The sequence below is a fragment of the Roseobacter sp. SK209-2-6 genome (assembly GCF_000169455.1).
In the GTDB taxonomy this organism is placed as follows: Bacteria; Pseudomonadota; Alphaproteobacteria; order Rhodobacterales; family Rhodobacteraceae; genus Pseudophaeobacter.
On sequence record NZ_AAYC01000002.1, the window covers coordinates 188815 to 212919 of the forward strand.

The window sequence follows — 24105 nt, forward strand, 5'->3', positions numbered from 1 at the left end:
TTCGGAGGTCACTGCCAGTCGCGATTTCCACAGGGGAGGATCAATTAGCCCATTGAAGCCGAGGCTTTGCCGCCGCGCCGGATCGCGCGTTGGCGATCGGCATATTGGCTCCAAACTGCCAATGTGAGGAAGCTGGCGACATAAATCATTCCCAGCCCAACGATCAACCCGCCTGGCAACGGTCCAACAGCGGCACGTTGCAAGACCTGTGACAGTGATTCCGCTGGGCCTGGATGAATGATCACTTTACCCGCAAAGGCGATGGATTGAATAAGCAGGATCCACAAATAGTTGCGCCGAATTCTGCGGGCAATCGCCCGGCCATAGCCGACATGATACTCAGGCCGCCTGTAGTCTTTGGAGAGTTCCCTCCGCCAGTCACATTCGGGGGGGCGCGGTTCGCCGCTCAGCATTGGTGCATAGAAATGCGTTTCCAGCCAACGCGTTCTGGCGCGAAAAACATTGAAATAACGGTAGCGTCGTGCCTCCATCGCGAGGAAAAAGAGGATCAGGATCCCGACCAGGACCAGGGGCAGTGGAGAGGCTTCAGGAGAGGCAAAGGTGATCGAAAGGGCAACGCCAAGGGTGACAACCGCCCAGTTTGTGGTGGTATCGAGCCGCGTGCGCCATAGGGTGCTGCGATAGACCTCACCACGGTATAGGTGGGCAACGGCGCCTATCTCTGCAGCACTTAAGGCATCAGCTTCCTGTTCTTGATATTCCCTAGCCTGTGCCAATTGCTCCACACAACCCTTTCGCCGTTGCAAAGATGATTCCCAGATCTCCAGCGCAAGAATGCCCGCTGCGCGGCTGCGCTCTGGGGTAATCTGGCAAAAAAATCCTAAGGAGATATGAGAGGACTTGGCTGGGTCGGTGATTTTCGAGCAGCTTTTGTGTTTCGATGATGGATTGAAAGAAATTGCCTGCAAAATGTCGCTTTTTAACCAGAAGGGCCGTTATCCTTCGCTGCCCTGTCTTGGCCGCACGGTAGAAATCTTACCAACCTAATTCCTTTACGAGGACACACCATGGCCGAAGCAGCACCGCGTCGTCGCAGCCGGGGTGGCGGGGGAGCCGCCCGCCGCGCCGAACGTTCTGGCATCAATATCGAGACAGCAAAGTACATCGAGCGCAATATTCCGAACTTTGAGGTTCTGAATGACGAAGCGCTTGAGATCATCGAATACAACGCTGATACCATTCTCGAAGAAGTCGGTGTGAACTTTGTCGATAACCCTGCGGCGCTGGAGCGCTGGCGTGAGGCCGGGGCCGATGTCACCGGTGAGCGCGTGCGCATTCCCCGTGGCCTGGCACGCAAGCTTTGCTCGACAGCGCCGTCCGAGTTTACCCAGCATGCCCGCAATCCGGCAAAATCGGTTGTTATCGGTGGTAAGAACATGGTTCTCGCACCGGTCTACGGCCCTCCCTTTGTTCGAGATGCCGCCGGTGGCCGTCGTTATGCGACCATGGATGACTTCAACAAATTCGTGAAGCTCGCCTATATGTCCAAGTGGTTGCACCACTCGGGCGGCACCGTTTGCGAACCAACTGACATTCCGGTGAACAAGCGGCACCTGGACATGCTCTTGGCGCATATGACCTTGAGCGACAAACCTTTCATGGGCTCTGTGACCGAGCCCAGCCGCGCGCTGGATTCGGTCGAGATGGCCGGGCTGCTTTTCGGTAAGGATTTTGTCCAGAACAACACAGTCATGACCTCCCTGACCAACATCAACTCGCCGATGACCTTCGACGATGTGATGATGGGCTCGCTGGAGGTCTATGCCCAAAACATGCAGGCTTGCATCATCTCGCCCTTTATCGTGGGCGGTGCCATGGCGCCTGTTTCGGTGGCGGGTACTTTGACCCAGGTTCTGGCTGAGGTTCTGGCCGGTGTCGCCTATAGCCAGCTGGTGCGTCCGGGCGCGCCGGTGATCTTTGGCGCTATGGTAACCTCCATCGACATGGGCTCGGGTGCTCCGACCTTTGGTACGCCCGAAGCCTCGCATATCACCTATGGCGCGGGTCAGCTCGCCCGTCGTCTGAACTTGCCGTTCCGTTCTGCTGGCTCTTTCTGCGGCTCCAAACTGCCTGACGCACAGGCCGCTTATGAAACCGCGAATTCCCTGAATATGGGCCTTCTGTCCGGCGTGAACTTCATGCTGCATTCTTGCGGCTGGCTGGAAGGCGGTCTGGTCGCCGACTTTGAGAAATTCGTGATGGATGCGGATCAGCTGGGAGTTCTGCATGGGCTGGCCAAAGGCGTGGCTATTGACGAAAATGCTCAAGCCATGGAAGCGATCCGCGAAGTGGGTCCCGGTGGGCATTACCTTGGCTGTGACCACACTCAGGCCAATTTCAAATCGGCCTTCTGGAAGTCTGAACTTCTGGACTACAAGCCGTTTGAACAATGGGAAGAAGAAGGCAGCCGCGATACTTATGCGCTGGCCACCAATCGGGTTGAATATCTGTTGGCGAATTACCAACAACCCGCTTTGGATCCTGCCATCAATGAAGCGCTTCATAGCTATGTCGCTGAGAAAAAAGCCTCTATGCCGGATTCTTTCATGTAAATTTGACGGGCATCTCCTTGCTGGGGATGCTCGCGCATAAGGCGAGATTACGGGGCAGGGGCCGACTGGGCTTCTGCCCTTTCTCCTTTGGGGGGGGCGTTTTGCCCCGCTTGCACAGGCTGTTCGGCGCAAAACATCGTTTCAGCAACCAATGCAATCAATACCTCGATGTGCCGGGTGAGGATGTAACCCGCATCCCTAGTGCGGCGTCGGTGGTCAAATTCTGCTTCAAGATCCAGCAGACGGGTCAAAGCCTGCCTGGGGCCACAAAGCTGATTGCCGCCAAGAATCCGCTTTAGATCGCGGCTGCGATTATAGTTCGCAACCCCAAGTCTCGCGGTGCGTACCAGCAGTTTAGGACGGTTCAATTGCATCAGGCGCGTTTTTGCATCCAGCATCTTTTGGTCCTTTCCGTTCTGGAATGGGGAAAGTTTATAGCACAACTTTGGCGGGTGTTGCCGGAAGGGGGAGATTGGCGCACGCCCTATTGCCGGTTGATTGATAAGAATTTGGAAACAATGATGGACAAGTCAAAGTTCTGTTCAAAATCAGATAGGTAAAAGCTCTGGGTCTGTGGGGAACCATGGGGGCAGATTGTGGAGCGTTTTGCCTACGCGGTGATCGGAGAACTGCTGCTATGCAAAGACTACTCCCCCCAACATTCCCCGAATGGGCTCCGGAAGAAGTCCATCGCTATCTTCAACACACAGAGGCCGGAACTTCTATTCGCCAACTCGCGCGAGAAGCGGGATGCCATCCCTCAACGATCCTGCGCCAGGTGCGGCGGCTGGAAGCGCGACGTGATGATGCATTGATCGATCGCGCCTTGCAGGAACTTGCGCCGGTTTGTCAGGGTCAGGAAAAACCAGCGAAGAGCGTTCCCTATCAAGCAAAGGTACATCTCGAAAATGCTGCATTGGCAGTGCTGTCTCAGCTTTGTCGCAGCGGCGCGGTCCTGGCGGTTGCCGAGAGCATGGAAAAGGCCGTTGTGGTTCGAGAAGGAGGCGCTGCCCAGCACTCGTTTTCGGTCGACAAGAGCCTAGCGGCCATCCTTGCGCTTTTGGATTGGGTGACCTGTACTCGATCAGATCGATTGAGCCGCTATCACATTACCCCCCTCGGGCGCACTGTTCTCAATCGTTTGATGGCAGAGCGGGAAAACCGTGCGCGCAGCAATATTGAGCAGGGGTTTGCTGAAGGTCAGACGCCCTTTGAACGGGTGCAGCGCAATCGGCAAAGGGAGCGCCGATGCAGGTATGGCATGGGTGAAACCCCGCTCGATATGCTGGCGCGGCTCACAGATAAGACAGGTTCTCCCTATCTACAGGACGTGCTGGTCAAGGCTGGCAAGCGGCTGCGCGAAGACTATGAACTTGCCCAAATCGGCGATCACCTTAATCAGGAGCAGGCCTATTTTTCCGAGGCTCCGGATTGCGGCATCAATAACTCCATTCGCCCCAACCCGGCCACGGAAGCGGCAAAGAAACGGGCGGTATCTGCACTGCAAACACTTGGGCCGGGTTTGAATGACATCGCTCTGCGGTGCTGTTGCCATCTCGAAGGTCTGGAGACAGCCGAGCGCCACTTGGGTTGGTCCGCGCGTTCTGGCAAAGTTGTTTTGCGCATCGCTCTGATGCAGTTGCAAAAGCACTATGAGAAGGCGGATGCGCAGAATGGAGGGTGCGAGAGCAACCAGATGATTGGCTAAAAAGTGATGGGTTTCAGCAATGGCGACCAGATTTCATAGGGAATGCTTGTGGTTTTCTTCGCTAGGCATAGGTTGGGGTTATGCGATTCACACTCAGACAACTTCAGTATTTCGTCGCCCTGTGCGAGCAGCGGAACTTTGGCCGCGCTGCCGAGGCCTGTCATGTGTCCCAGCCCGCGCTTTCGGTGCAGATCAAATCTCTGGAGGATCAGATGGGCGGCTGCCTGGTTGAAAGGCGTGCGCGGGATGTGGTTGTAACGCCCCTTGGCCGCCAGGTGCTGTCCAAAGGGGAGGCGATCCTGCGTGCCTCGCGCGATTTGGAGCGCCTGGCACAGGACCAGGGTAGCGGGCGGCGCAGCCTCTCGCTTGGGGTCATTCCGACAATCGCACCCTATTTGCTGCCAGGGCTTCTGGCGCAGCTACGTGCTGGAGATCTGGAGCTGAGGATCGATATACGAGAGGCGCGGACAGGGCGCCTGTTGGAGGATCTTCAAGAGGGGACATTGGACGCTGCGATCATGGCACTCCCCAGCGGGGCACCCGGATTTGTCGAGGAGGAGCTGTTTCAGGACAGGTTCCTTTTGGCAGGGTCTTCCAATCGGCTGCGTCAGATGCAGTCGCTTGTGCCAGAGCTTGCGCCCTCCAGCCTGCGCGCGGAGTCCCTCATGCTGCTCGAAGATGGGCATTGTCTTACTGACCAGGCCTTGGAGGTTTGCGGCATGCAGCGCGGATCGAGTGGCATAAACATGGGTGCAGGCTCTCTTGCTACGCTCTCGCGGCTGGTGGCTGCTGGCTTTGGTTTGACGCTCATGCCAGAACTCGCGCTTCAGGCAGAATGCAGCGCCGTGCAGGGGCTGAGTGTGGCACGTTTCGCAGGCAATGAACCCTTTCGCAGAATCGGATTGCTGCGGCGGCGAAGCACCAGCGGCGAAGGCTGGTTCCAAGAACTGGGGGAGGTCGTGAGGGAGACGGGTGCTGACATCTTGCACAACGCCCGAAAAGAATACGGGCCCGCAAAAAGCGAGCCCGTTTCGTAATTCACTTCTGAAAAGAAAGCTTAGGCTGCGACTTCGGCCTTGGCTTCTTTCAGATGCTTCAGCACGGTTTCAGGCGAGGATACACCATAGGGGTCTTCGCCGTGGTTGTCAGAAAGGCCGGGCTCTTCGAACCATGCTTCAACAACACCGTTGTTGACGATGGCGGCATAGCGCCAGGAGCGCGCACCAAAGCCCAGGTTATCCTTGGCAACCAGCATACCCATTTTGCGGGTGAACTCACCGGAACCATCAGGAATAACTTTGACGTTTTCCAGGTTTTGCGCTTCGGCCCATTTGTTCATGACAAAGCTGTCATTTACGGACATGCAGTAGATCTCATCGATGCCCTCAGCCGCGAAATCCGCAAAGCCATTTTCAAAGCCTGGCAGCTGGTAGGTGGAGCATGTGGGGGTGAAAGCGCCTGGCAGAGAGAAAAGCACAACGCGCTTGTCTGCAAAGTAGTCAGCAGTGGTTTTGTCTTCCCAGCGGAAAGGGTTGGACCCTTCGATCGACTCGTCGCGGACGCGGGTTTTGAAGGTCACTTCGGGCAGTTTGACGCCAGCTTTCATCTTTGTCTCCATGAATGATGAGAACCTGTTTTCTGCCATTTATAATAGTTCTAAATCGGGTGCAACGATTCTAAATGCTCGGTGGGACGCATGTTTAATTTCAATCTAAGATACTAATAAGTATGGATAAAATTTAGGACGCATACCAAATTCCCTGTTTTTCTAACCTAGAGGATCCGCATGAATGCAGCAGTTAAAATTTCATCCTTGCGGCATATAACGGGTCTGAGTTTAACGGGTCTGAGTTCGTCACTGTAAGCACGGGGCGGTTGGCCAAAATCGACGGGATGGCGCCGCTATGCGCCATTTGCATGGCTGCTTTTCTTTTGTCACGGTGACGTCCGGGAATGAACATGTTACATCAGAACCAACTGCGGCCAAGAGCGGACCAAATATGCGTGATCTAAAGATTCCCGAGCAACGGCATCCTGAAAAGGCACATCGCCCAGATAATGCCCAGCCAAAGAAACCCAGCTGGATCCGAGTGCGCGCGCCCGGAGGAGCAGGCTACGCTGAAACGCATAAGATCATGCGAGACAACAATCTTGCGACGGTCTGCGAAGAGGCCGGTTGCCCAAATGTTGGTGAATGTTGGAGCCAAGGCCACGCCACCATGATGATCATGGGGGAGATCTGTACGCGGGGCTGCACCTTCTGCAATATTGCAACCGGTAAGCCTGACAGTCTGGATGCTTTTGAGCCGGGTCGAGTGGCACACGCGGTGCAAAAACTCGGTCTGAAACATGTGGTGATTACCTCGGTGGATCGCGATGATCTGGCGGATGGTGGGGCGGAACATTTTGCCCAGACCATTCGCGCCGTGCGTCATCGCAGCCCGGAGACCACAATCGAAATTCTGACACCGGATTTCATCAAATGTGACCTCTCTGTTGTTGAAGAGGTGGTTGAAGCGCGTCCCGATGTCTTCAACCACAATCTGGAAACTGTTCCGGGCCTCTATCCAGAGGTGCGCCCCGGCGCGCGCTACTTCCATTCCCTGCGTCTCTTGCAGCATGTTAAAGAGCTGGACCCGTCGATGTTTACCAAATCGGGCATCATGGTTGGCCTGGGTGAAGACGAGCAGGCGGTGCGTCAGGTCATGGACGACATGCGCGCTGCGGATATCGATTTCCTCACCATTGGCCAGTACCTGCAACCAACGCCCAAGCATCACGCGGTAGATCGCTTTGTCACTCCGGAAGAGTTCAAATCCTATGAGAAGGCCGCCTATGGCAAGGGCTTCCATATGGTGTCGGCGACCCCTCTGACGCGCTCTTCCTACCATGCGGGCAATGATTTTGCGCGCCTGCGCGAAGCCCGGAAAGCAAAGCTGGGTCTTGCATGACACCTGAGCAACTGGCGGAGCTGATCACGCTTCGGCATGAGTTGCACAAGATCCCAGAAGTCTCTGGCGATGAAGAGAAAACCGCGCGCCAAATTCAGAGTTATCTGAGGCAAAATAGTCCAGACCAGTTGCTGACTGGTTTGGGGGGTCATGGTGTTGCGGCGATTTACAATGGCCAAGCCGAGGGGCAAACCGTGCTGATCCGGTGTGAGCTGGACGGGCTGCCAATCGAAGAGGTTTCCGATCACGCCTATCGCTCAACCCACCAAGGGCGTGGGCATCTTTGTGGTCATGATGGTCACATGGTTATGGTGGCGGCTCTGGCTAAAGAGCTGGCGCAACAGCGGCCAAGGCAAGGGCGTGTCGTGCTTTTGTTCCAGCCGGCTGAAGAAACCGGCAAGGGCGCCGCTGCGGTTATCGCTGATCCGCGTTTTGCTGAGATTGCTCCGGATTTCGCGTTCTCCTTGCACAATTTGCCTGGTCTAGAAGTTGGGAAAATTGCGCTCTGCAATGGGGTTGCGAACTGTGCTTCACGGGGAATGCGGATCAAGCTGACCGGTAAGACCTCTCACGCGGCCGCGCCTCAGGATGGGGTTTCTCCGGCTACTGCCTTGTCTCACTTGTTGACTGAACTGCCCGCTTTGGGGGGCGGGGAAAATCTGGGGCCGGATTTTGCGCTGGTGACGCTGACCCATGCAAATCTGGGGGAGGCGACCTTTGGTATTGCACCAGGGGAGGCTGAAATCTGGACCACGCTTCGCTGTGTAACCGACAGGCGGATGGAGCAGCTGATTGCTGAGGCAACTGATCTGGTGCAGCAGTGCGCAGATGCAGAGGGCCTTGGCGTCCAAATCGAGTTTGACGACATCTTTGAGGCCTGCACCAATCACCCGGAGGCCAGCGCCATCCTTGCGGAGGCTGCGGCCAATGCCGGTTCTCCAGCAGAGATCCAGGAGCAGCCGCAGCGCTGGTCAGAGGATTTTGGTCAATTCGGAAAACAGGCCAAATCGGCGATGTTCTGGTTGGGCTCAGGAGAAGATCAACCGCAGCTCCACAATCCGGATTATGATTTTCCCGATGCAGCGATTCCGGTGGGGGTTGCAGTTTTTAAGGAAGCGATTGATGTGATCTTGAACGACGACGCCCTGCGAAATTCCAGCTAGACCAGCCTGTTAAAGAGGGTTCTTTTTCGTTTCTGTGCTGGCCTCTTTGGTGGAGGCAAGCACAGTTTTTGGTGTTGCTCCGCCGTGTCATGGGCGGCGGGGCTGACTGGAAAACTCAGTCCTCGTCGGTAAAGCGGACTTTGCCGATATGGGGCAGGTTGCGATTGCGTTGGGCATAGTCGATTCCATAGCCAACCACAAATTCATCCGGAATTTCGAAACCAATCCAATCAGAGCGGAAATCCACCTCTCGCCGCGATGGTTTATCCAGCAGGGCGATCGATTTCAGACGGGCGGGTTTGCGGCTGGCAAGCAGGCTGGTCACATGTTTCAGCGTGTGACCGGTGTCGACAATATCTTCGACAACAAGCACGTCACGCCCTTCAATTGCGCCGCGTAAATCTTTGAGAATGCGTACTTCTCTGCTACTTTCCATGCCATCCCCATAAGAGGAGGCCTCCAGGAAATCCACTTCGATGGGCAGGTCCAGTTCGCGCACGAGATCGGCAATAAAGACAAAGCTGCCACGCAAAAGGCCTACAACGACCAGCTTGTTGGTATCGCCGAACTCTTGGGTGATTTCGTCACAAAGCTCTTCGATACGTGCGGCGATGGCCTTGGCTGAAATCATCACATCGATGACATATGGACGCTGTGGCATGGCTGACCTCTTGTAATTCCCGCGCGTTCATAGGACATGACACGGCACGATCAAAGCAAGAAAAATGACGCCGCCATGCCAACTCATTCCGAAACACGTCAGATGCCCTATAGCGCAGATCAGATGTATGGGCTGGTTGCGGATGTCGCGGCCTATCCCAAATTTCTGCCCTGGTGTGCTGCGGCAAGGATCCGCAGTCGCAAATCGATCGGTGATGCTGAGGTGATGGAGGCGGATCTGGTGATCTCTTTCAAAGTGTTCAGAGAGCGCTTTGGCAGCCGTGTCACGCTGCATTCGAGTGAGAAAAAGATCGAAACGGAGTATCTGGACGGGCCTTTCCGCTACATGAAGTCCCATTGGGTTTTTACCCCACGGGAAGATGGTTCATGCGACGTTAGTTTTTATGTTGATTTTGAGTTCAAAAATGCCGTTTTGCAGGGCATTATTGGCATTGTCTTTAACGAGGCCATGCAGCGCATCGTAAAGGCTTTTGAAGACCGGGCGGCTGAGCTTTATGGTTAGGCTGCCCTCTCGCGGGTAGCCCGAAATATGAGCGAGAGCTTTACCAAGACCCTCGCTGCCTTTGCAGCAGCAGAAATAAAGCCAACCGAGTTGGCGTCAAAGATTGCCTGCTTGTCAGCATTGGACTGGCTTGCCTGTGGATTCGCCGGCCGTAATGAACCCGTCGCGCATATCATTCGTCGTCAGGCCCTCGCCGATGGTGGACATGAGCATTCTTGCCTCTTTTGCGGCGGGCTGGTGCCGGCACGCGCTGCCGCATTGGTCAATGGGACGGTCTCTCATGCGCTCGACTATGATGACACGCATTTTGCCCATATCGGTCACCCTTCTGTCGCGATCTTTCCAGCGGCATTTGCGATTGGTGAAAAGAATAAATGCAGCCTGCCGGATGTTCTATCAGCTGGTTTGATCGGGATGGAGGCCTCTATCCGAGTGGGGCTCTGGTTGGGACGCAGCCATTACCAGGCGGGGTTCCATCAGACCGCCACCGCAGGTGCCTTTGGTGCGCTGATCGCCGCTGGGAGGTTGCTGAAGTTTGACGCGACCCAATATGAAACTGGATTGGGACTGGCTGCCACCAGGGCCGCAGGGCTGAAGGCGCAGTTCGGAACCATGGGCAAGCCCTATAATGCGGGTCTGGCCGCTGCGACCGGTGTTGAGGTGGCAGAGCTGGTTGCCCTGGGCTTTGATGCGGCAGAACACGCCCTAGAGGGTCCTTTGGGATTTGGCGCGACACATGATGGGGAAGGGAACCAAGAGGGAGCTCTCGCTGACCTCGGGCGCCATTGGCATGTTGAGCAGGTCAGCCATAAGTTTCATGCCTGTTGCCACGGTCTACATGCGGCGCTGGAGGCGATGCGCAGCCTTGAGATGGCAGAGCCTGAAATAGCCAGGATTGATGTCGCCACTCATCCGCGCTGGATGACGGTTTGTAACCAGCAAGAGCCAACAACGGGTCTGGGCGCGAAATTCTCCTATCGCGTGGTCCTTGCCATGCAGATCCTAGGCCATGATACGGCACGGCTGGAGAGTTATGGCGATGACGCACTGTTCAGCGCTCCCAAGCTGACCTCTCTCCGGGATCGGATACATGTCACGGCGGATGACGCTCTGGCAGAAACCGAAGCAAGGGTGAGCGTACTGCGTCGGGATGGGCAGCGATTTGAGGCCCGGCATGATCTGAACCAGGAACAGGAATACTCCCAGCGCGAAGAGCGGGTTTTGCAAAAGGCAAGGGCGCTGCTCGGCGCGCGCCGGGCGGAAGAGACCTGGCTTTTCCTGAAACACGATCAAGAGCTAAAAGGGATGGTCGGGCGCCTGATGGGCGGTTGAGCCGGAGGGGAGATGGAAAATGGGCCCTTCCTAAGAAGAGCCCATTCCTGCCTGTTTTGCAGGCCTGTGAGTGGTGGCATTTTCAGCGCGCTGAAAGGTCCAGTCTGTGCTTGACCCGGATCTGCCAGAAAAACTCAGCTGGTCATGTCATAAGCGCGCTCGCCATGGACTGATAGATCGAGGCCATTGGTCTCTGTTTCAAGGTCGACTCGCAGAGATGTGAAAGCGGCAACCAGCTTAACCAGAACAATTGTGACCACGGTGGTAAAGATGCCGACGATTGCGAGTGCGCCGAGCTGAGCCACCCAGCTTCCGTGGCCAAAGGCTGCGATCATCACGGTTCCAAAGATGCCGCCAACTCCATGAACTGCAAAGACATCCAAGGTGTCGTCGATCTTCAATTTATTGCGCACCAGGTTCACTGCTTCTTGGCACAGGATGCCCGCGATTGCGCCAATGGCCAGGGCTTCGACTGGACCGACAAAGCCTGACGCCGGTGTGATCGATGCCAACCCAGCGATGGTGCCGGTAACCAGGCCAACAACGGAGGCCTTGCCGTATTTGATCTTCTCCCAGAGTGCCCAGGTCAGCGATGCGGTTGCAGCAGAGATATGGGTGACGGTGAGGGCCATAGCGGCGCCGCCATCCGCTGCCAGCTGGGAGCCACCGTTGAAACCAAACCAGCCCACCCAGAGCATAGCTGCGCCAATGACCACATAGCCAGGGTTATGCGGAGGGGTTGTGCGGTTCTTACGTGGTCCCAGGAAGACCGCGATGATCAGTGCGGCTAGACCTGCTGTTTCATGTACCACGATACCGCCAGCAAAGTCCTTGACGCCAACCTCACCAAAAATCCCGCCATCGGCCATCATACCGCCGCCCCAGATCCAATGCACCACCGGAGCATAACACAAGAGCATCCAGAGGCCCGAGAATGTGAGTACAAAGGCGAAACCCACGCGCTCCACATAGGCGCCGACGATCAGCGCGGGGGTGATGATCGCAAAAGTCATCTGAAAGGCAAAGAACAGTACCTCTGGCAGAGTGCCAGAAAGGCTGTCCGCAGTCACACCGTTCAGAAACAGCTTGTCCAAACCGCCCCAATAGCCGCTCTCACCGCCGCCAAAGGCAATGGAATAGCCAAAGGCCAGCCAGAGGACGCTCATCAGGCAGGCAATGGCATAGCAATGCATGAAAACGCTGAGTACGTTTCGTGCGCGCACCAGACCGCCATAAAACAGGGCAAGCCCCGGCAGTGTCATGAACAGCACAAGTGCCGTTGCCACGATGATCCAAGCTGTATCAGCCCCATTCATTTCCTCATCCTTCCGTCCGGTTTGAGTGGTTGGAGGATGAAAAAGCCGATGTGAGATGTAGAAAAAAGCGTCAAGAGGTGCAAAAGCGCCAAAAACATGGGCTTTTGCGCAACTGGTGAAAAAATAGGCAGGCAGAGGGCTCAGCTGCCTGTTTCGCGCTCCATTTGCAAAAGCGCATGCCAGAGGAGCGAGAGCGCATGATCGCAACTGCTCTGCCGTACTTGTTCACGGCCAAGCGCGCCAAATTCTATTGTTTGGGTGAGGGTTTCCACGCCCGTGCGAGACAGGCCAAAACAGACCCGCCCTTCGGGCTTGAACTCCGATCCTCCGGGGCCGGCAATTCCAGTGACAGAGACGGCAAGCGTGACCCCGGCCGCCCGGCGCGCGCCTTCGGCCATTTCGCCTGCGGTTTCCTCACTGACTGCGCCGGTTTCGTCCAGGGTGCTGCTTTGCACGCCCAGCATCTGCATTTTGGCGGCATTGGAATAGGTCACAAAGCCCCGGTCCAGAACAGCAGAGGAGCCAGGTACATCGGTCAAGGCGGCTGCAATCATGCCACCGGTGCAGCTTTCCGCAGTCGCAATAGTGACCCCTAGGCTTTGCGCCTTGTGCAGCAGGTTAGGTATGTCGGGGGTCTTTGATGTCATAGGCCCAGAACTCCGTGGCTAAACCCTGCGAGTGCTGCAACACCGATAGCTGCCATAATGCCGGCAATAATATCATCCAGCATCACCCCCATGGGGCCGTGCTTGCGGTCAGCCCAGCCCACCGGGCCGGGTTTCCAGATATCAAAGAGGCGAAACAGGACAAAGGCCGTGACCCAGCCGGGCCAGAGCGCGGTAATGCTGATGTCATGCGACCAGGCAGGATAGGAGATGGCCCAGATCGCCAACCATTGGCCCGCGACCTCATCTATGACGATTTCCGATGGGTCGTGGTTGTCCTTGCCGCGGGTCATCTCTGCAGTGGCCCAGTAGCCCAGGGCACTGACCACGAGGGTCGCCAGAGCCAGCAGAGGGAAACCGCCAAGCTGATGCAACAGGTAGGCAGCGGGCAAAGCTGCCAAGGATCCCCAGGTGCCAGGGGCAGGGCGCAAATGGCCAGTGCCAAAGAAGGTCCCTATCAGCGATGCGATACTCATGGCTTTATCAGCGCCGCAGTGGCGAGAGAGGCAATGCCTTCACTGCGTCCGGTGAACCCCAACCTCTCCGAAGTTGTGGCCTTGATGGAAACGCGTTCAGCATCAATGCCGACAATCGCGGCCATGGTCTGACGCATCTTTTCCGCGTGCGGTCCTACTTTGGGATATTCACATACCAAGGTGCAATCGATGTTGGAGATCTGATAGCCCATCTCGGCGGCAAGCTCGGCGGCGTGTTTCAGGAAAATCTCGCTAGCCGCGCCTTTCCATTGGGGATCGGACGGGGGAAAGTGGCGACCGATATCTCCCTGCGCCAGAGCGCCATAGATCGCATCGGTGACAGCATGCATACCGACATCGGCATCGGAATGCCCCTGCAGGCCGCGTTCATGGGGGATTTCCACACCACAAAGGATCACGCTGTCTCCAGGGCCAAAACGATGTACGTCATAGCCATTGCCCAGTCTGATATCCATTTTCTCTTGTGTTCCTAATATACGTTCTGCCCGGGCAAAATCCTCGGGTCTGGTGATCTTGATGTTATCCGGGTCCCCGGCGACGATGGCAACTGGCAACCCGGCAGCGCGCGCGACCTCTACATCATCCGCGGCACCACCGGGATGGGCGAGATGGCTGGCCAGGATCGCATCGAAGTGAAACCCCTGCGGGGTTTGTGCAGCAAAAAGACCGGTTCTATCCTGTGTTCCGGTCACGATGCTATCGCGCCCGGTCCAAAGCGCATCAGTCACCTCCTGTGCTGGCGCTGCGGCGGGGTGTTCATCCAATGCCTCGCAGATTCTTTTGATAAGGGCAGTTGCGGTGCAGGGGCGGGCTGCATCATGGATCAGGACTTTCTCGATGTTTTGCCCTTCCAGCGCCCTTAGGCCATTCAGAACCGAAGCTGCACGTTCCGCGCCGCCTTTTGCCAGTGCAACGCGTGGGTCATTCTCATATCGCTGCCAGGCCTCCTGGTCATCTGGTGATAGGACCAGCAGGATTTTCTCAATGCCGGCGCGTTCAAAGGCCTTCAATGTCCAATCTATGACGCGCTTACCCTTGAGGGGGCGCCATTGTTTTGGCAATCCGCCACCCGCGCGGGTGCCGCGGCCTGCAGCGACGATAAGGGCAGCTGTGGTCATAACAAGGCTCCAAGTTCTTGCCGATCTGTTTAATTTCTGCTGCATGCAGTAGCAATCACCTGCGTCAACATGCCTAAATTTTAGGCAACTGAAGCCTGGGATAGGGTTGTAGAGCGCCTGTTCATTGTCCAATAGCAAGGGCTTCGGTTAGAAAACTAACACATGCACAAGGATTAAGCAGTTGTCCTTTACCCTCGGAACCACAACTTTGGACCCGCCCATTGCCTTGGCGCCCATGGCTGGAATCACCGACAGGCCCTTTCGGGACCTGGTTCGTAGCTTTGGAGCCGGCCTGATGGTGAGCGAAATGGTTGCGAGCCAAGAGATGGTTCAGGCCAAACCGGGAGTGAGAGAGCGCGCGGAGCTGAGTGCGGATGTGGAAAACACTGCCGTACAATTGGCTGGTCGAGAGGCCGAATGGATGGCTGAGGCCGCACGTCAGGTTGCCGATCGTGGCGCAAGGATCATCGATATCAATATGGGTTGCCCCGCCAAGAAGGTGACCAACGGCTATTCTGGCTCTGCGCTGTTGAAGACACCCGATCATGCGCTTCGCTTGATAGAAGCGGTGGTGGAAGCGGTTGATATTCCTGTGACGCTCAAGACGCGTCTTGGTTGGGATGACAAGTGCCTCAACGCCGCAAGTGTTGCAGCGCGGGCAGAGGATGCCGGTGTTCAGATGGTCACTATTCATGGGCGCACCCGCTGTCAGTTCTACAAAGGGCAGGCGGATTGGTCCGCAATTCGCCAAACAAAGGAAGCCATCACGGTCCCGCTTTTGGCCAATGGGGACATCACCAGTACTGAAACGGCAAAACGCGCCCTGGAGCAGTCGGGGGCTGACGGGGTCATGGTCGGGCGCGGCACTCAGGGAAAGCCCTGGCTTCTGGCGCAGATTTCCCATGACCTCTGGGGAGCTACAAAGCCTGAAATTCCTCGGGGAAATGACCTTATCCGAATGGTTTCAGAGCATTATGAGGCAATGCTTGAGTTTTATGGCCAGGATCTGGGCCTGCGCGTCGCGCGAAAGCACCTGGGCTGGTACATGGATGAAGCGGGAACCCCTTCGGCCCTGCGTCGTCAGATTTTGACTGAGAAAGACCCCAAAAAGGTTCACGCCATGCTGCCAGAGGCCCTGGGCCAGACTGGGGACGGGGGCACGAATGATTACCGATAGCGCGCTTTGGGCCTCTCTCCCGGTTCCGGTTTTTCTGGTGTCGCCCGACGATTTGATCCTGGATGCTAATCCAGCAGCGGAAGGATTCCTGAACACGTCGCAGCGCTCTTTGATCGGTCGCGCAGTCTGGGAACAGATCGCCGTGGACAGTGGCGTAGAGCACTCCTTTGAAAAGGCACGGAGCCAAGGCACGCCCTTGTTTGTGAACGACATTGACGTCGGCGGACGTAACCGGCCCGCGACCCAATGCAGCATGCAGGTGGCGCCTTTGCAGGGGCGGCCCGGGCAAATGGTGCTTCTTCTGTCGCCACGGGAGCTTTCTGCCCGCATGACACAGAACCATTCGTCAAAATCGGCTGCCCAATCCGCGATTGGCATGGCCGAGATGCTGGCGCATGAGATCAAGAACCCCCTGGCTGGGATCACCGGTGCGGCCCAACTGCTGAGTATGGGTCTCAAGCGTGAAGACCTGGAGCTGACCGATCTGATCGTCAGTGAGAGCCGGCGGATCGTTAAGCTCTTGGATCAGGTCGAGCAATTCGGAAATCTGAGTGAACCCCAGTTCAAACCAGTCAATCTGCATGATGTGCTGGACCGTGCGAGGCGCTCTGCGCTTTTGGGATTTGGGTCACATATGCAGATCACCGAAGATTACGATCCCTCTTTGCCTGCCGCTTGGGGGGATGCGGATCAACTGCTGCAAGTTGTTCTGAACCTGCTAAAGAACGCATCAGAAGCAGCTGGTCCGGGCGGTGGTACGATCCGAATTCGCAGTTTCTATGAACATTCGTTCCGCCTGCGTCGTAGTGACGGAACTGGCAAGCTGCTGCCGCTGCAGATTGAGATCGTTGATGATGGTCCGGGGCTGCCAGAAAAAATCCGGGATGAAGTCTTTGACCCCTTTGTGTCGGGGCGGGAAAACGGAACCGGTCTTGGCCTTGCCTTGGTTAGCAAGATCATCGCTGACCATAACGGCTGGGTTTCGGTGACCTCGGAACCGGGAAAGACCGTTTTCCGCCTGTCTTTGTCGCGGGTCCCTAAGGAAGTAATGGAGGTTTGATAGATGGATGGCACCGTACTTGTCGCGGATGATGACCGCACGATCCGCACCGTATTGACCCAGGCGTTGACCCGGGCCGGGTGCCGTGTCCATGCGACTTCCTCGCTAACAACCCTGATGCGCTGGGTTGCCGAAGGCAAAGGCGATGTGGTGATCTCCGATGTGGTCATGCCGGATGGTAACGGTCTGGAAATGCTTCCTAAAATCGCGCAGGACCGACCGGGTTTGCCGGTAATCGTTATCTCGGCGCAGAACACGATCATGACTGCGATCAAAGCCGCCGAGGCAGAGGCCTATGACTATCTGCCCAAGCCCTTTGACCTGCCGGAGCTGATGAAGCGTACCGCGAAAGCGCTTTCTGAAAAACGGATGCCGCAGTTGCAAGCGCCCACATCAGAGGTAGATCAGCCAGAGGATTTGCCATTGGTTGGCCGCAGTGAAGCGATGCAGGCGCTCTACCGTCTGGTGGCGCGGGTGATGAACACTGATATCCCGCTCCTGATCACCGGTGAAAGCGGAACCGGAAAATCCCTGATTGCCCGGTCGGTTCATGATTTCTCTGATCGGAGAACCCTGCCATGTGTGATTGCGACAGAGGCTGATCTCCTGGGGCTTGAAGGGCCCGCACGTCTCTTGGCTGAGGTGAAGGGGGGCACCCTGCTGATCGAGGAGGTCTGCGACCTGCCGGATGAGGCGCAGGCGCGATTGGTCCGCATGATTGATGCGCCCGGTGAGCACAACCCGCGCTTTATGGCGACCAGTCAAAGCAACCCGATGCAGGCGATGGAGCAGGGTGAGCTGCGGCAAGATCTCTATTACCGACTCTCCGGCACCGAGCTCCGGGTGCCAAGCCTGCGCGAGCGAGTTGAGGACATTGCCCTCCTGGCAGAGCACTTCCTGATCAAAGCGGAGAATGAGGGGGCGGCTCATCGGGTGCTGAGTGGTGCTGCACGGGATCTCATGCGCCAGGCGGCCTGGCCGGGGAATGTCAGGCAGCTGGAAAACCTGATGCGCCGTCTGGCGCTGACAGCGCAAAGCGAAGAGATCAGCAAGGCAGAAGTTGAGGCCGGTCTTGGCCCAACAACAGAGGCAGGCCCTATCGCAGGTGGTCCCGTGAATGAACGACTGTCAGAGGCGGTAGGCCGTCATCTGCAGCGCTACTTTGATCTGCATGGCGATATTCTGCCGCCACCCGGCCTCTATGCGCGGATTCTGCGCGAGGTTGAGGCACCGCTGATCGAAATTGCGCTCTCTGCAACCAGTGGAAATCAGGCAAAATGTGCCGATTTGCTGGGGATCAACCGAAATACGCTACGAAAGAAAATCACTGACCTTGATATTGAGGTGACACGCCGCCGCAAACTGATGTAATATCGCCACAGAACTGTGGCAGACAGGTGATTTACCTGTGATGACCACGAGATATGGCGGGAGACCCAGTAGGGTCATACAAGAGGTGAGGGTGGTCCGTGGCGTTTAAGTCACATTTTCGGGCGAGATATGGGCCGTTTTTGGCCTTTGTCCGTTGGCGAAAAACACGTAATGCCCGCAATGCTGGCACGCTGGGGTTGGTGCTTTTAGGCCCGATACTCGCGCTTGCGACCTTTCTGGTTATCGGTCCACTGGATCAAGGCGGAACCTCCAGCGCGCTGCGTCTGATTCTCCTTGCGGATATGGTCTATATTCTGGCGATTGCGGCACTCGTGCTGACCCAGATCTTTCGGCTGTTTGCTGCGAGACGGTCCAAATCGGCGGGATCCCGCTTGCATTTGCGGCTCATTGGCGCTTTCGGTTTTCTGGCTCTGGTCCCGGCCATCATTGTCGCGGTCTTTGCGGTTTTGACGGTGAATATAGGCCTCGAAGGCTGGTTCTCTGAGCGCGTGCGCCAGGTGATTGGCAGCTCACTCTCTGCAGCCGAAGCCTATCAGGATGAGCAGCGCACAGATCTAAAGGCAGATGCGACTGCGCTTGCACGGTTTTTGGATCAAAGCCGCAATCGTGCGTTCTTCATGAATGATGCTGCTCTACGTCAGGTGCTCTCGCAGGGGCAATTGCAGATCCAGCGCGGCCTGAAAGAGGCCTATCTCATCGATGGCACGGGGCGGATCAGAGCAAGGGGCGAACGCTCTTATGAGTTCGATTTTGAGCGCCCCAACGCCAAAGATCTGGCGCGGGCTGCAAATGATGGGATGGTGATTCTGCAGGATTGGGACAACAATGAGTTTCGCGCTCTCGTCCGCCTCAATGCCTTTGTGGATCGCTATCTTTATGTCAGCCGCTCCGTTGATGGCAAGCTGCTGAACCTTTTGGATGAAACGCAAGAAACGGCTTTGCTCTACCAGCAGTTGGAGAGCGAACGCGGGCGCGTGTTGTTTCAGGTAGGGCTGCTTTACATCGGATTTGCGCTCATACTTGTTCTGGCCTCAATGTGGCTTGGCATGTGGTTTGCGGAACGATTGTCACGCCCTGTTGGGCGGCTCACCGTAGCGGCGCAACGTGTTGGAGCTGGTAATCTGGATGTACAGGTGCCTGAAGAGGAAGGCGGCGATGAGATCGCCCAGCTTGGCCATTATTTTAACCAGATGACACGGGAGCTGCGGGCGCAGCGCTCCCGGTTATTGGAGAATACCAACCAAATCGAACGTCGGCGCAGATTGTTCGACTCTGTTTTGTCTTCGGTTACCTCTGGTGTGGTCGGCCTGGATGATCAGGGGCGTATCACCTTTGTAAACCGGTCTGCGGAGCGTCTGCTGGACTGGCAGGGCACCCATCAGACGGTTGCTTTGGCCGTTGCTGTACCTGAATTCGGCCCTCTATTCGAAACGCTTGCCGAAAGCGGTGCTGAGGCGGAGCAGGGCGAAATCAAGGTGACCCGACAGGGGCAATTGGAACACCTGTTGGTTCGGATGTCCCAGCGCCGTTCCGGTGATGGGAAACTCGAAGGCTATGTGGTGGCATTTGATGATGTGACGGATCTGGTAAGCGCCCAGCGTATGGCCGCCTGGGGGGATGTCGCGCGACGTATTGCACATGAGATCAAGAACCCGCTTACCCCAATTCAACTGAGTGCGGAGCGGATCAAGCGGAAATTTGCCCCCAAACTGGGAGAGGAAAACAGTGATCAACTTCAGGCGATGACAGACGTTATTGTACGTCAAACCAACGATTTGCGGCGCATTGTTGATGAATTTTCCAAATTCGCCCGTATGCCAGAGCCGGAAACGCGTGAAGAGGATCTGGTAAAGCTGATCCAGGATGCTGTGATGCTGCAGGCGACCGGCCAGCCAGATGTCAAACTCTCATCCGATTTGCCGCAGCAGCCGCTTTGGGCGGATCTGGATGCGACCATGATCGGACAGGCGCTGACCAATCTGATCAAGAACGCCGGAGAGGCAATCGAAAGCCTGAAGACGAAAGGCCATGACGGCCCTCTGGCTCCGGAAATCCGCGTTTCCGCAGCTGAGGATATTACCGGTGGCTACAGGATCACAATCGCGGACAATGGCATCGGCCTCCCCGAGGATCGATCGCGCCTGTTCGAACCCTATGTGACGACAAGGAATGAAGGAACAGGTCTTGGCCTTCCGATTGTGAAGAAGATCATTGAAGAACATGGCGGCACCCTCAGCCTAGAGGATGCGCCAGTTTTTGAAGGGCACCAGCATTTTGGTGCCATGGCAGTTATACGCTTGCCCGCCGCTGCCCGGGCTTTGCAAGCGAACAAGAATACGGTGAAAGCAGGTCTGACATGAGTGATATTCTGATTGTTGATGATGAGCGTGATATCCGCGAATTGATTTCGGATATTCTGGAGGACGAAGGCTATGCCACGCGTAAGGCTGGAAACTCAGAAGAGTGTATGGCGCAGCTGAACCAGGAACCACCGGCCCTGCTTATTCTGGATATCTGGCTGAAAGACAGCCAAATGGACGGGATCGACATTCTTAAGACCGTTAAGCGTGATAACCCTGAGGTGCCGGTGGTTATCATTTCCGGACACGGTAACATCGAAATTGCCGTGGCTGCGATCAAGCAGGGTGCATATGATTTCATCGAAAAGCCCTTTAACATTGATCAGCTGATGGTCGTGATCCGCCGCGCCATGGAGACCTCTCGACTGCGGCGTGAGAACACGGATCTGCGGCGCAAAGAGGCCGGCAGCTCGGATATGATCGGCGTTTCTGCGGCCTTCAGGGGGCTGGTAGGACAGCTCGATAAAGTCACCAAGTCCAATGGCCGTGTAATGCTCAGCGGACCAGCTGGCAGCGGTAAGGAGATTGCCGCTCGATATATCCACAGCAATTCAAATCGCGCTGCGGCCCCCTTTGTGACAGTAAGCTGTGCTGGTGTCGAACCGGACCGGATGGAAGAGGTGCTATTTGGCCGTGAAACAGCAGAACGCGGGGTCGAGCCCGGCCTGTTGGAGCAGGCCCATGGCGGGATCGTCTTCTTTGATGAGGTGGCCGACATGCCCCTCGGCACGCAATCCAAGATCCTGCGCGTATTGGTTGACCAGCAGTTTCAACGGGTTGGTGGGAATGACAAGGTGCGCGTCGATCTGCGCGTCGTCTCCTCCACCAGCAAAGATCTGGAAGCGGAGATCGCCGCTGAGAACTTTCGACAGGAACTCTATCATCGCCTGAATGTCGTTCCGATTGTGGTTCCGTCCCTGGCGGATCGCAGAGAGGATATTCCTGAACTGGCGAATTTCTTTATTTCGCAGTTCAATGAAACTCAGGGCTTGCCGATCCGCGAGATCAGCGAAGAGGCCGTGGCCTTGATGCAGACCATGACCTGGCCGGGCAATGTCCGACAGCTTAAAAACCTAGTCGAACGGGTTCTGATCCTGGGCGATGGAACCGGACCAATTGAGGCCAAGGATCTGCCGCGCGAAGAAGAAAAGGTCGAAGAGCAGGGGCGCGTGGTTCTCTCTGGAGCGCTTGCGACCTTGCCTCTGCGCGAAGCCCGTGAAGCTTTTGAGCGGGAGTATCTGCTGACACAGATCAACCGGTTTGGGGGTAATATCAGCCGGACGGCATCTTTTGTCGGCATGGAGCGATCCGCGCTGCACCGTAAGCTGAAGTCCCTTGGTGTTGTTACTTCAAACAAGACCGGTGCACGGGTGGCCCATGTTGAGAAAGAAGAAGATATGGCTTGAGAGCTGGGCGGGAAAGCTCTGTTAACCAGAGCGCCCCGCCTGCCTGGGGGATTGAAAAAGCCGCATCTGTCTGGCGTCAGCCCCTGTTGAAACACCCTGGTGAAACAGCCCTGCGCGCGGATGCAAGAAATCCAACAGGCTGCAAAGCGACACTAAGCTGAAAAGCAGTGAGCGCTAGCAGGCGCTTCCCATTTGTCTTGCGCCCTTATTGGTAGGTCACAATTTGGACTGTTCCATTCTTTCGCTGAATCGCGCAACTGTTGCCATCAAGTCTGAGTGGTGTTTGGGCAAGGGGCTGCGGCGGCAGGTTTAGCGTGTTCGTACAACGCGGTAGAGCCAGCTGTTGGTAGCCTTTCTGTGCCATGCAAGATTGCTCAATCCGTCCGCGTAGGGCTCTATTTACATCGACTGTATAACTCCCGCCATCCACCCAGTGGCCCGGCGTCGTCCAACAATGCCCTTCGGAATTGCAAACCCGCCTGCCGGGGTAGAAGACCGGTGGGCGGTGGCGGATCTCTGCGGCGACCGGCGCTTCTTTCAGCGCCTTGACCTCGCATGCCAGAAGATCCCGGTCCAAGCGTGCCTGACTGACCCCATCCCGAAAATAGACGTTCAGTGGACCACAGGCCGCAAGCATGAGCGGCAAAAGAAAAACCAGAATTCGGGTACGCAGAATGCTCATGTAGAAATTCTGCCTTTATTCTCTTACTGATACAATTGAATTGACCCTGTTCACGGCTTCTGTCATTCAAAATGAGCAGAAAGGCGCCCAAAGGATCGAGGCATGAAAGTAATCATCTGCGGCGCGGGCCAGGTTGGCTGGCAAATCGCCCGCCATCTGTCCGGTGAACACAACGATGTTACGGTCGTCGACAACAACGCAGAACTTGTGCGTCGGGCGACGGATACGCTGGATGTTCAAGGCATTGCGGGCTTTGCCTCTTATCCGGATGTACTGGATCGGGCAGGGGCGCGAGACGCCGATATGATCATTGCCGCCACCCACTCGGATGAGGTCAATATGGTGACCTGCCAGGTGGCGCATTCGGTCTTTTCCATCCAGCGCAAGATCGCCCGATTGCGGTCGCGTAGCTATCTGGATGCGATTTACACCGATCTCTATCGCCGCGATCACCTGCCCATTGACGTGGTCATCAGTCCTGAGCGGGAAGTAGCCGCGGCCGCGATGCAGCGGCTTTCGGCACCGGCTGCTTTTGATACCGAAATCTTCATGGAGGGGCAGGCGCAACTTCTGGGAATCCAGATTGATGAGGATTGTCCAGTGGTCAACACGCCTCTGCGGCAGTTGACGGATCTCTTCTCTACCCTGCGCGCGATCGTTGTTGGGGTGCGGCGAGAAGGAACACTCTTTGCGCCAGAACCGGGAGATCAGCTGTTTGTCGGGGATAGCTGCTATGTCTTTTCCCATGCAGAGGATGTGAGAAGAACGATCGAAGTCTTCGGTAAAGTTGAAAAACGCCAGGATAGAGTGGTCATTGTCGGCGGCGGCAATGTTGGCCTGGAGGTGGCAAAGGCCCTGGAAGGGAGTGCGGCGCGCATCCGATCCAAGATGATTGAGCGCAATAGAAAATCTGCTGAGCAGGCTGCGGAAACGCTGGAACGTACCATTGTCTTGAATGGGGATGGGCTGGATCGCTCGCTGATGATCGAAGCCGGGATCGACCGCGCGGATGCCATGCTTGCGGTCACGGATGACGACAAAACCAATATGCTGGCAGCGGTGCGCGCCAAAGCCGAAGGGTGCCCCTTTGCGATTGCGCTGATCAACGATCCGACATTGTTGCCATTGCTGTCACACCTGGGCATTGATGCCTTCATCAACCCGCGCGCCACAACGGTCAGTTCGATCCTGCGCCACATTCGCTATGGGCGTGTGCGTCAGGTTTATTCGATCGGAGATGCCGAGGCCGAGGTGATCGAGGCCGAGGTGCTGGGAACCTCTCCCATGGCGGGTCAGGCCATTCGTGACATCGATTTTCCCGAAGGCGTTTTGGTTGGCGCGGTGCGCAAGGGGGCGGAGGTCCTGCGCCCCTCTGGTGGTTTGCGGATTGAGGAAGGGGACGTCATTGCGCTCTTTGCGATGGCGGATGATGTGCCGGAGGTGGAGCGCTTGATGCAGGTCTCCATCGACTACTTCTAGTGGCCAAGAGAGTAAGACAGGCGCGTGGCCTGTTACGGCTGCC

22 protein-coding genes are annotated in these 24105 nt (G+C 56.5%); 13 read left to right on the plus strand and 9 right to left on the minus strand.

What is annotated here, in order from left to right:
• Positions 1 to 44 precede the first annotated feature (44 nt).
• On the minus strand, positions 45 to 737 hold the full coding sequence (locus RSK20926_RS04055) for a DUF2270 domain-containing protein (RefSeq protein WP_037253892.1): 693 nt from the start codon (positions 735 to 737) through the stop codon (positions 45 to 47).
• A gap of 291 nt (positions 738 to 1028) precedes the next feature.
• Here RSK20926_RS04055 and RSK20926_RS04060 point away from each other — a divergent pair, with 291 nt between their 5' ends.
• Positions 1029 to 2573, plus strand: coding sequence for a trimethylamine methyltransferase family protein (locus tag RSK20926_RS04060; protein WP_008204585.1), 1545 nt, complete (start codon positions 1029 to 1031; stop codon positions 2571 to 2573).
• 47 nt (positions 2574 to 2620) lie between these two features.
• Here RSK20926_RS04060 and RSK20926_RS04065 read toward each other — a convergent pair whose 3' ends face one another.
• On the minus strand, positions 2621 to 2971 hold the full coding sequence (locus RSK20926_RS04065) for a DUF6477 family protein (RefSeq protein ID WP_008204587.1): 351 nt from the start codon (positions 2969 to 2971) through the stop codon (positions 2621 to 2623).
• Positions 2972 to 3210: 239 nt separating this feature from the next.
• On the opposite strand from RSK20926_RS04065, the gene RSK20926_RS04070 reads away from it, so the two are divergent.
• Positions 3211 to 4281 (plus strand): DUF6456 domain-containing protein, encoded by a 1071-nt coding sequence (locus tag RSK20926_RS04070; protein ID WP_008204588.1) that lies wholly within the window; start codon positions 3211 to 3213, stop codon positions 4279 to 4281.
• A gap of 80 nt (positions 4282 to 4361) precedes the next feature.
• Positions 4362 to 5318, plus strand: a complete 957-nt coding sequence (locus tag RSK20926_RS04075) for a hydrogen peroxide-inducible genes activator (RefSeq protein ID WP_037253716.1) — start codon at positions 4362 to 4364, stop codon at positions 5316 to 5318.
• Positions 5319 to 5338: 20 nt separating this feature from the next.
• Here the strand turns inward: RSK20926_RS04075 and RSK20926_RS04080 are convergent, their stop codons facing one another.
• A complete protein-coding gene (locus RSK20926_RS04080; RefSeq protein WP_037253717.1) occupies positions 5339 to 5887 on the minus strand; it encodes a peroxiredoxin in 549 nt (182 codons plus the stop codon).
• Positions 5888 to 6185: 298 nt separating this feature from the next.
• Between RSK20926_RS04080 and lipA the strand changes: the two genes are divergently transcribed.
• Both lipA and RSK20926_RS04090 read left to right on the plus strand, forming a co-directional pair.
• Complete coding sequence (gene lipA, locus RSK20926_RS04085) at positions 6186 to 7232, plus strand: lipoyl synthase (protein WP_008204594.1); 1047 nt, start codon at positions 6186 to 6188, stop codon at positions 7230 to 7232.
• A complete protein-coding gene (locus RSK20926_RS04090; protein WP_008204595.1) occupies positions 7229 to 8395 on the plus strand; it encodes an amidohydrolase in 1167 nt (388 codons plus the stop codon). The genes lipA and RSK20926_RS04090 overlap by 4 nt, the downstream gene beginning before the upstream one ends.
• A 115-nt stretch (positions 8396 to 8510) precedes the next feature.
• Here RSK20926_RS04090 and hpt read toward each other — a convergent pair whose 3' ends face one another.
• Positions 8511 to 9056, minus strand: coding sequence for a hypoxanthine phosphoribosyltransferase (gene hpt / locus RSK20926_RS04095; protein ID WP_008204597.1), 546 nt, complete (start codon positions 9054 to 9056; stop codon positions 8511 to 8513).
• Between the two features lie 75 nt (positions 9057 to 9131).
• Between hpt and RSK20926_RS04100 the strand changes: the two genes are divergently transcribed.
• Together RSK20926_RS04100 and RSK20926_RS04105 are read left to right on the plus strand one after the other, a co-directional pair.
• A complete protein-coding gene (locus tag RSK20926_RS04100; RefSeq protein WP_037253719.1) occupies positions 9132 to 9578 on the plus strand; it encodes a type II toxin-antitoxin system RatA family toxin in 447 nt (148 codons plus the stop codon).
• Positions 9579 to 9605: 27 nt separating this feature from the next.
• Entirely contained in the window at positions 9606 to 10910 is a 1305-nt protein-coding gene (locus tag RSK20926_RS04105) for an MmgE/PrpD family protein (protein ID WP_008204600.1), read from the plus strand.
• 134 nt (positions 10911 to 11044) lie between these two features.
• On the opposite strand, the gene RSK20926_RS04110 is transcribed toward RSK20926_RS04105, so the two are convergent.
• The 4 genes from RSK20926_RS04110 to RSK20926_RS04125 all read right to left on the minus strand — a co-directional run bounded on the left by RSK20926_RS04110 (position 11045) and on the right by RSK20926_RS04125 (position 14506).
• Complete coding sequence (locus RSK20926_RS04110) at positions 11045 to 12226, minus strand: ammonium transporter (protein ID WP_008204602.1); 1182 nt, start codon at positions 12224 to 12226, stop codon at positions 11045 to 11047.
• A 140-nt stretch (positions 12227 to 12366) separates the two neighbouring features.
• Entirely contained in the window at positions 12367 to 12873 is a 507-nt protein-coding gene (locus RSK20926_RS04115) for a CinA family protein (protein ID WP_008204603.1), read from the minus strand.
• On the minus strand, positions 12870 to 13367 hold the full coding sequence (locus tag RSK20926_RS04120; RefSeq protein ID WP_008204604.1) for a phosphatidylglycerophosphatase A family protein: 498 nt from the start codon (positions 13365 to 13367) through the stop codon (positions 12870 to 12872). The genes RSK20926_RS04115 and RSK20926_RS04120 overlap by 4 nt, the downstream gene beginning before the upstream one ends.
• Positions 13364 to 14506, minus strand: coding sequence for a bifunctional 2-C-methyl-D-erythritol 4-phosphate cytidylyltransferase/2-C-methyl-D-erythritol 2,4-cyclodiphosphate synthase (locus RSK20926_RS04125; RefSeq protein WP_008204606.1), 1143 nt, complete (start codon positions 14504 to 14506; stop codon positions 13364 to 13366). Before RSK20926_RS04125 ends, RSK20926_RS04120 begins: the two co-directional genes overlap by 4 nt.
• 181 nt (positions 14507 to 14687) lie before the next feature.
• Here RSK20926_RS04125 and dusB point away from each other — a divergent pair, with 181 nt between their 5' ends.
• From dusB to ntrX, 5 genes are all read left to right on the plus strand, one after another.
• Entirely contained in the window at positions 14688 to 15683 is a 996-nt protein-coding gene (dusB, locus tag RSK20926_RS04130) for a tRNA dihydrouridine synthase DusB (protein WP_050773035.1), read from the plus strand.
• On the plus strand, positions 15670 to 16743 hold the full coding sequence (locus tag RSK20926_RS04135; RefSeq protein ID WP_008204609.1) for a two-component system sensor histidine kinase NtrB: 1074 nt from the start codon (positions 15670 to 15672) through the stop codon (positions 16741 to 16743). The genes dusB and RSK20926_RS04135 overlap by 14 nt, the downstream gene beginning before the upstream one ends.
• 3 nt (positions 16744 to 16746) lie before the next feature.
• On the plus strand, positions 16747 to 18114 hold the full coding sequence (locus tag RSK20926_RS04140; protein ID WP_008204610.1) for a response regulator: 1368 nt from the start codon (positions 16747 to 16749) through the stop codon (positions 18112 to 18114).
• Between the two features lie 98 nt (positions 18115 to 18212).
• Positions 18213 to 20495 (plus strand): sensor histidine kinase NtrY-like, encoded by a 2283-nt coding sequence (locus RSK20926_RS04145; protein WP_037253720.1) that lies wholly within the window; start codon positions 18213 to 18215, stop codon positions 20493 to 20495.
• Positions 20492 to 21901, plus strand: coding sequence for a nitrogen assimilation response regulator NtrX (gene ntrX / locus RSK20926_RS04150; protein WP_008204614.1), 1410 nt, complete (start codon positions 20492 to 20494; stop codon positions 21899 to 21901). The genes RSK20926_RS04145 and ntrX overlap by 4 nt, the downstream gene beginning before the upstream one ends.
• Before the next feature lie 205 nt (positions 21902 to 22106).
• On the opposite strand, the gene RSK20926_RS04155 is transcribed toward ntrX, so the two are convergent.
• Positions 22107 to 22583: a hypothetical protein gene (locus tag RSK20926_RS04155; RefSeq protein ID WP_008204617.1), complete on the minus strand. Its 477-nt coding sequence runs from the start codon at positions 22581 to 22583 to the stop codon at positions 22107 to 22109.
• Between the two features lie 102 nt (positions 22584 to 22685).
• On the opposite strand from RSK20926_RS04155, the gene trkA reads away from it, so the two are divergent.
• Positions 22686 to 24062, plus strand: a complete 1377-nt coding sequence (gene trkA, locus RSK20926_RS04160) for a Trk system potassium transporter TrkA (RefSeq protein WP_008204618.1) — start codon at positions 22686 to 22688, stop codon at positions 24060 to 24062.
• Positions 24063 to 24105 lie beyond the last annotated feature (43 nt).